Source organism: Ectobacillus sp. (assembly GCF_056992975.1).
In genome coordinates this window covers 1-7,634 of record NZ_JBXKMX010000145.1, presented here as the reverse complement: position 1 = coordinate 7,634, position 7,634 = coordinate 1, and the positions used below count along the sequence as shown (strand labels likewise).

The window sequence follows — 7,634 nt, the reverse complement described above, 5'->3', positions numbered from 1 at the left end:
CATGTCTATTCAAATTCCAAGAGGAACGCAAGATATCCTACCTGGAACGGTAGAATTATGGCAGTATATCGAAGCGCAAGCACGTGATATTTGCAGACGCTATAATTATAAAGAAATTCGCACACCGATTTTTGAGCATACAGAGCTATTCTTACGTGGTGTAGGCGATACAACAGATATCGTTCAAAAAGAGATGTACACGTTTGAAGATCGCGGAGAACGTAGTCTAACGCTACGTCCTGAAGGAACAGCTTCTGTCGTTCGTTCCTATGTGGAAAACAAAATGTATGGTGATAGCACGCAGCCGACAAAGCTATATTATATCGGCCCGATGTTTCGCTACGAACGACCACAAGCAGGACGTTATCGTCAATTTGTACAGTTTGGAACCGAAGTACTTGGCAGCAGTGACCCTGCAATCGATGCAGAGGTTATTTCCCTTGCTATGGAATTCTATCGAAGTCTAGGATTAAAAAGTGTAAAGCTTGTGCTTAACAGCCTAGGTGATCGGGAAAGTCGCACTGCTCACCGTGAAGCTCTCGTAAGTCATTTTGAACCTCGAATTGGGGAATTTTGCAGTGATTGTCAAGCGCGATTACATAAAAATCCACTTCGTATTCTTGACTGTAAAAAGGATCACGACCATGATCTTATGAAATCAGCGCCTTCCATAACAGAATATTTAAATGAAGCTTCACGTGAATATTTTCATAACGTACAAAAAACATTAACCTTGATGGGGATACCATTTGAAATCGATGCAAACTTAGTGCGTGGATTAGACTATTATCAACACACGGTTTTTGAAATTATGAGTGAAGCATCAGGATTTGGTTCAATTACGACATTAAGTGGCGGAGGACGTTACAACGGACTCGTACAAGAAATTGGTGGTCCTGAAACAGCTGGTATTGGTTTTGCATTAAGTATTGAGCGATTGTTACTTGCTTTGCAAGCAGAACAAGTACAACTGCCAATTGATTCAAATCTGGATTGCTATGTTGTTTCCCTGGGAGACAAAGCCAAGGATGTAGCAGCAAAACTTGTATTTGAATTGCGCAAAGCAGGGATAGCTACTGAAAAAGATTATTTGGATCGAAAGGTAAAAGCACAGTTTAAGGCGGCTGATCGATTCCATGCAAAGTATGTTGCAGTTTTAGGAGATAACGAGTTAGAGCGTAATGTCATTTCAATCAAAGAAATGGAAAGCGGCGACCAGAAAGAAATTTCTCTTGATACACTCGTTTCTTACATAGCAGAAAAAGTTTTTTAGGAGGAGAAAAAATGGCAGAAAGAACACATCATTGTGGAGAAGTTTCATTGCAGGATGTAGGGAGTACGGTACAATTAAATGGGTGGGCACAAAAACGAAGAGATCTAGGGGGATTAATTTTCGTTGATCTACGTGATCGCTCAGGTATCGTACAAGTAGTCTTCAATCCTGAAATTTCAAAAGAAGCATTAGAGCTTGCAGAAACAATTCGAAATGAGTATGTATTACACATTGTAGGTACAGTAATTAAACGGGAAGAGGGCCAAGTAAATCCTAAAATTCAAACGGGATATATTGAAGTGCAAGCAACCCAAGTTACTATTTTAAATAAAGCAAAAACACCTCCTTTTTCAATTGCAGACGATACCGAAGTTTCAGATGACGTTCGTTTGAAATATCGTTACTTAGATTTACGTCGTCAGTCTATGTTAGAGACATTTAAGTTTCGTCATACGATTACAAAAGCTATGCGTGATTTCTTAGATGAAGAAGAATTTCTTGAAGTGGAAACGCCAATCTTAACGAAAAGTACACCGGAAGGGGCTCGTGATTATTTAGTACCAAGTCGCGTTCATCCAGGTGAGTTCTATGCATTGCCGCAATCACCGCAACTATTTAAACAATTACTTATGGTAGGCGGCTTCGAAAAGTATTATCAAGTTGCTCGTTGCTTCCGTGATGAAGATTTACGTGCAGATCGTCAACCTGAATTTACACAAGTTGATATTGAAACGTCATTCTTATCACAAGATGAAATCATTGCCATGATGGAACGAATGATGAAACGTGTGATGAAGGAAGCGAAACAAATGGATATCGTTACTCCATTCCCTCGTTTAACGTATGATGAAGCAATGGGACGATATGGTTCAGATAAACCAGATACACGGTTTGGACTGGAACTAGTAGATGTTTCTGAAGCAGTTGCAAGCAGCGGCTTTAAAGTGTTTGCGGATGCAGTTACGAGTGGTGGTCAAGTAAAAGCCATAAATGTAAAGGGATATGCAAGTAAATACTCTCGTAAGGATATGGACGCTTTAACTGAATTTGTGAAAATATATGGTGCAAAGGGATTAGCTTGGTTTAAGGTCGAAGAAGACGGAATAAAAGGACCAATTACGAAATTCCTTACTGAAGAAGATAGTGGTGCAATTCTTCAATTAGTGGAAGGAACAGTAGGAGATTTAATCGTGTTCGTTGCAGATAGAAAAAGTATTGTTGCAGATAGCTTAGGCGCACTTCGTTTAAAGCTTGGTAAAGAGCTGCAACTTATTGATGAAAATGCATTTAATTTCTTATGGGTAACGGATTGGCCATTACTTGAATATGACGAAGAAGAAGACCGCTTCTCGGCAGCACATCATCCATTTACGATGCCATTCCGTGAAGATGTTGCATTACTTGAAACGGAACCAGAAAAAGTACGTGCACAGGCTTATGATATCGTATTAAATGGTTATGAACTTGGTGGTGGATCTTTGCGTATTTATGAACGTGATGTACAAGAAAAAATGTTCAAGGCACTTGGATTTACGCCAGAAGAAGCAAAGGCTCAGTTTGGATTCTTGCTTGAAGCATTTGAATATGGAACACCTCCACATGGTGGTATTGCATTAGGGCTTGACCGTGTAGTTATGCTACTTTCAGGTCGTACTAATTTACGCGATACGATTGCATTTCCAAAAACAGCAAGTGCAAGCTGCTTGTTAACAGATGCACCTAGTGAAGTAGCGCAAACGCAATGGAATGAGCTACATCTACAAAAAAGAGGTCGTAAATAAGGATTACAAAAAATAGTATCGCAAGCGAATAAATATTTGAATCTAACCTATCCTATGTGAAGTTCACATAGGATTTTTTTGAACTTGCTATTATATAATAACTTTTTCTATACAAATAGTAGGAAAAGAAGGTAGAATACAAATTGAATGAATTTGCAAGAGGAGTGGATACGTATGCTACATCAATTTTCGCGGAATGAGTTAGCTCTTGGAAAAGATGGGCTTGAAATATTGAAAAATAGTACAGTCGGTGTATTAGGAATAGGGGGCGTGGGTTCCTTTGCTGTTGAAGCATTGGCACGATCTGGAGTGGGACGCCTCGTTCTTGTTGATAAAGATGTAGTAGATATTACAAATGTCAATCGTCAAGTGCATGCGCTACTTTCCACCGTAGGTCGACAAAAAGTAGAGCTTATGAAAGAACGGATAGCAGATATTAATCCAGATTGCGAAGTAATTGCTTTGCAAATGTTTTATACAGAAGAGACGTATGAACAATTTTTCTCCTATGGTCTCGATTTTGTCATTGATGCTGCTGATACAATTTCGTATAAAATTCATATTATGAAAGAATGCTTAAAACGGAAAATACCGATTATTTCTAGTATGGGAGCTGCGAATAAAATGGATCCGACACGATTTCGGATTGCGGATATTTCGAAAACACATACAGATCCCATTGCAAAAGTAGTACGAACACGACTTCGTAAAGAAGGGATTACAAAAGGTGTGAAGGTTGTTTTCTCTGATGAGAGTCCAATTGTCATTCATGAAGACATTCGAAAGGAAATCATTCCAGATGAAAATGCGAAAATTCGTAAGGCTAAAATCCCACCATCCTCAAATGCCTTTGTACCTTCTGTTGCTGGTCTTATTGCAGCAAGTTATGTCGTTCGAACACTGCTGAAAGACATAGAAATAAATCGTGTTGGTCAAGAGTAAACAGGGAAATAGGCCGTTATGCAGATATCTTCATAACGGCTCACTTTTCCACTACAAACGTTGTGTAGAGTCCTGTCATAAAAGTTCCCCTTATCTCTTACCATTCACTACAAGTTCGTATACAAATCCCTTCCGGTAATGATTCTTTTTCTAACTCTGTCAAGTGTAGTACAATAAAGGAAACGCATCACGGGGAGGAGAGTTAGGTGGAACAAGCACCTCTTGCTTATCGCATGCGACCGAAATCGTTAGATGAGGTTGTCGGACAAGACCATCTTACATTACCTAGTTCATCCTTTTATCGCATGGTTCAAAGTGGACATATTCCATCTATGATATTATACGGAGAACCAGGAATCGGAAAAACTTCCTTAGCCTATGCAATTGCAGGCTCTACAAATAAACATTTTATAGCATTAAATGCAACAACTGCTGGGAAGAAGGATATTGAACAAGTAGTTGATGAAGCACGAATGTACGGAAGTGTTATCTTGTTTCTTGATGAGATCCATAGGTTTACAAAATCGCAACAAGATTACCTACTTCCTCATGTTGAAAGTGGGCTCGTTACATTAATCGGAGCTACGACAGAAAACCCGTTTCACGACGTAAATGCTGCTATTCGAAGTCGCTGTAATCAAATCAAACAATTAAAACCGATTACTCCGCCCGATATAATGAAAGTTTTAAAACGGGCTTTAAAAGATGAAGAGCGTGGTTTAGGTAAGCTGACTGTACAAATAAGTGAACAGCAGCTTGAACGAATAGCCAATGGTACAAACGGAGATGTTCGCTCTTCTCTAAATCTTTTAGAGGATATTGTACACGCTTCACGAATGGACAGCGGCATGTATGAAGTAGCAAATGAAACGATACAGGAATTTCTAACGAACAAAGGCTTTTCCCATGATAAAACTGGTTCTGCACATTATAATGTTCTATCTGGATTACAAAAATCCATTCGGGGTAGTGATGTAGATGGCGCTTTACATTACTTAGCGCGGCTCATAGAGGCTGGTGATCTAACGAGTATTTGTCGTAGATTGACTGTAATTGCTTATGAGGATTGTGGTCTTGCATCAGATATGGGATATAAAGTATACATGGGATGTGAAGCAAGTAAATCGGTTGGATTTCCAGAAGCTCGTATTATACTGAGTACAATTGTTATTGAAATGTGCTTGTCAGCTAAATCGAATTCTGGTTATGTAGCTATTGACAAAGCGCTAGATGATGTCAGAAACGGTGCCTACTATGACATACCGTCTCATTTAAAAGATAGCCATTACAGCGGTGCAAAACAGCTCGGTCATGGAATTGGCTACATATACCCGCATGATTTTCCGCTTGGAAGCTTTGGAGGATGGGCTAAGCAGCAGTATTTGCCCGATGAATTAAAGGATCGGCAATATTACGAACCGAAAGAAGCTGGGAAAGAGAAAACATTAGGGGCTATTTATTTAAAATTACGAAAAATGAAAGAAGAGTAGGAAAAACAGATATTTTTTCTCCTTATGAGATAAGCATAATGTGTCTATTCTAGTAAATATGAGGATAACTAAGTAAAGATATGGTCATACAAAGTTTTAGGAAATGAAATGTAGGTTTTACATGATGTATGTTATAATCGTTAGGGCTTATTTACGTATGGAAGAAGTTTAGGAAAGAGGTGTATGTATGAAAATATCAACCAAAGGTCGCTATGGCTTAACTATTATGATTGATTTAGCAAAAAAATACGGAACGGGACCGATTTCTTTAAAATCGATTGCACAGTCACATGACTTATCTGAGCACTATTTGGAACAGCTTATTTCACCCCTTCGTAATGCACGTCTTGTGAAAAGTACACGCGGAGCATATGGTGGCTACGTTCTTGCTGATGTACCAAGTGCAATTACAGCAGGAAACGTAATTCGTTGTTTAGAAGGCCCAATTAGTGTGGTAGAAGGAATAGAAGAAGAAAAACCTGCACAACGTCAGCTTTGGATGCGAATACGAGACGCAGTGCAAGAAGTACTCGACAGTACTACACTTGAAGACCTAGTCAAATACGACGAAGAAAACCAACAAGGATATATGTTTTATATTTGATAAAAAGAAAAGCGGACTCGGCTGTTCAGGCAAGCAGGACGGAGCGTTCCTCACCCAAAAAGGCGCTCTTATCCTTTATGGTTGAGGGTTGTCCGACCTGCGTGCCTAGCCGAAGTAGCTGGATCATAAAAAATAACGGAGCCGGCTGCCAAGGTGAGTCGGTTTCTTGTTTACTATACAATTAAAGGGTGAATTTATATGCATATTTATTTAGATCATGCTGCAACGTCACCCGTACATCCAGAAGTGGTGCAAAGCATGATCCCTTATATGACAGAAGTGTTTGGAAATCCCTCTAGCATACATTACTTCGGTCGACAAGCGCGCCATGCCGTTGATGAAGCAAGACGAGTATGCGCCGCAAGCATTGGAGCAAAACCAAACGAAATCATTTTTACTAGTGGCGGATCAGAAGCAGATAATTTAGCTTTGCTAGGCATAGCACATGCTAATCGAAATCGCGGGCATCACATTATTACAACGGAAATTGAGCATCATGCCATTTTAAATACATGTAAGATGTTAGAACGAGAAGGATTTAACATTACATATGTACCAGTCGACGAAACCGGCCGTGTACATGTGGAAGATATTCAACAAGCTCTTACAGACGAAACCATTCTTGTATCGGTCATGTTCGGTAACAATGAAGTGGGAACGATACAACCTATACAGGAAATCGGGGAGCTTCTAAAGGATCATCAAGCTTATTTTCATACAGATGCTGTCCAAGCATATGGACTCGTTTCAATTGATGTGAAGCAACTTGGCCTTGACTTACTTTCCATTTCATCACACAAAATTAACGGACCAAAAGGTGTAGGCTTTTTATATTGCAATGAAAATATAAAACTCTCCCCTATTATTGCTGGTGGTGAACAAGAAAGAAAACGAAGAGCAGGTACAGAAAATGTCCCTGGCGTAGTAGGGTTGCAGCATGCTATTCAAATAGCTCGACAAGAACGTGAGCAAAAAATTCAGCGCTATCTGTCTTTTAAAGATATAATGATAGCTGTCTTTGAAAAAGAAGGCATATCCTACGAATGGAATGGAAATAAGGAGTATAGCTTAGCGCATGTATGTAACTTTAGCTTTCCATCTATGGATATTGAATCGTTTCTCGTTAATCTAGATCTTGCTGGTATTGCAGCATCAAGCGGTTCTGCATGTACTGCAGGTTCTGTCGATCCTTCCCATGTTCTTGTTGCGATGTTTGGGAAAGAATCAGAAAAAATCCGGTCCAGTGTTCGATTTAGTTTTGGCTATGGTAATCATGAACAGGACATTGAAAAAGCAGCATATGAAACAGCGAAAATCGTTAAACGATTAGCTAAAAATGTAGGAAAATAACACGATACAACTAAGAAATTGAGGTTGGAGGTGAAACATTTGAGAAAATCTCCTCACGAAACAAGAGTCGTCATTGGAATGTCAGGTGGCGTCGATTCTTCTGTAGCAGCACTTATGCTAAAGGAGCAAGGCTACGATGTAATCGGTATTTTCATGAAAAACTGGGATGATACAGATGAATTTGGCGTATGTAC

6 protein-coding genes and 1 pseudogene are annotated in these 7,634 nt (G+C 39.4%); all 7 read left to right on the top strand.

What is annotated here, in order from left to right; translation table 11 throughout:
- Position 1: 1 nt before the first annotated feature.
- Positions 2-1,273, top strand: coding sequence for a histidine--tRNA ligase (gene hisS / locus AC11ZT_RS06990; RefSeq protein ID WP_484058908.1), 1,272 nt, complete (start codon positions 2-4; stop codon positions 1,271-1,273).
- Between the two features lie 11 nt (positions 1,274-1,284).
- Entirely contained in the window at positions 1,285-3,054 is a 1,770-nt protein-coding gene (gene aspS, locus AC11ZT_RS06985) for an aspartate--tRNA ligase (RefSeq protein ID WP_484058907.1), read from the top strand.
- A gap of 174 nt (positions 3,055-3,228) precedes the next feature.
- A complete protein-coding gene (locus tag AC11ZT_RS06980) occupies positions 3,229-3,996 on the top strand; it encodes a tRNA threonylcarbamoyladenosine dehydratase (RefSeq protein ID WP_484058906.1) in 768 nt (255 codons plus the stop codon).
- A gap of 206 nt (positions 3,997-4,202) precedes the next feature.
- Positions 4,203-5,486: a replication-associated recombination protein A gene (locus AC11ZT_RS06975; protein WP_484058905.1), complete on the top strand. Its 1,284-nt coding sequence runs from the start codon at positions 4,203-4,205 to the stop codon at positions 5,484-5,486.
- Positions 5,487-5,673: 187 nt separating this feature from the next.
- Positions 5,674-6,090, top strand: coding sequence for a cysteine metabolism transcriptional regulator CymR (gene cymR, locus AC11ZT_RS06970; protein ID WP_484058904.1), 417 nt, complete (start codon positions 5,674-5,676; stop codon positions 6,088-6,090).
- A gap of 198 nt (positions 6,091-6,288) precedes the next feature.
- Positions 6,289-7,440 (top strand): cysteine desulfurase family protein, encoded by a 1,152-nt coding sequence (locus AC11ZT_RS06965; protein ID WP_484058903.1) that lies wholly within the window; start codon positions 6,289-6,291, stop codon positions 7,438-7,440.
- Positions 7,441-7,479: 39 nt separating this feature from the next.
- Positions 7,480-7,634 (top strand): annotated as a pseudogene (locus tag AC11ZT_RS06960) (tRNA 2-thiouridine(34) synthase MnmA); the annotation flags it as partial.